General features: G+C 45.2%; 2 protein-coding genes. Both read left to right on the forward strand.

The window, feature by feature from the left end:
* Positions 1-659, forward strand: a 659-nt coding sequence (locus tag A3756_RS20140; protein ID WP_068509853.1) for an HAD family hydrolase, incomplete at its 5' end; no start/stop codon positions are given.
* 77 nt (positions 660-736) lie between these two features.
* Positions 737-916: response regulator (locus tag A3756_RS20145; protein WP_156490632.1), on the forward strand; the 180-nt coding region annotated here is incomplete at its 3' end.

A 916-nucleotide genomic window follows, 5' to 3' on the forward strand; every position in this document is an offset into this window, starting at 1 on the left:
TAATGACAATTAGCGCTCTACTATTTGACCTGGACGGAACACTCGTTGATACAGCCAATGATTTTGTTCAGGTTCTCAATGAACAACTGATAAGTCACGGACGAAACCAGCTTCCAGCCGACACGATTCGTAATACTGTGTCCGATGGCGCAAGGGCTTTGGTAAAAATCGGCTTTGGCGGCGAACCCGGCACCGAGCCCTTTGAATCACTTAGACAAGAGTTATTGGAACGCTATGAATCGCTAGTAGGAAAGCATGCCAAGCTCTTTGACGGCATGGAAGAGGTTCTCACTCTTTGTGAAGACAAAGACATTCCCTGGGGAATTATCACCAACAAACCTCGCCTCTACACCGATCTATTATTACAGCGTATGGACCTAGACAAACGAAGCCGTGTGACACTCTGCCCCGATGATGTCCGCAAATCCAAGCCTGACCCAGAATCCCTTCTTTTAGCAGCAAAGCAACTTGGCCTTGCGCCCGGTAATATCGTCTACGCTGGCGATCACGAAAGAGACATTCAAGCAGGTCAAGCTGCTGAAATGATTACAGTAAGTGCGCTATACGGCTATATTAAGTGTCACAAATCGGCCAAAAAATGGCCAGCCGATTACCAAATTCAACACCCATCTGAACTAATTTCACTTTTTCTTACATAAGCCACACAAAAACTGCAGTACTTTTCCTGAAATCATCTATGCTTAAAGCATATATCGCATTGTTTTTAGGAGAAAGCATGGCTGTCAACACAGCGCTGGTCGTCGATGATTCAAAATCCGCACGGATAATGCTCAGTCGACTTGTTCAAAAGAACGGCCTCGAAGTTAATATGGTGGAATCAGGCGAAGAAGCTTTAAGCTATTTAGAAAGCTCACCATTGCCCGATCTTATATTCATGGATCATATGATGCCCGGA

The sequence above is a fragment of the Oleiphilus sp. HI0086 genome (assembly GCF_001635225.1).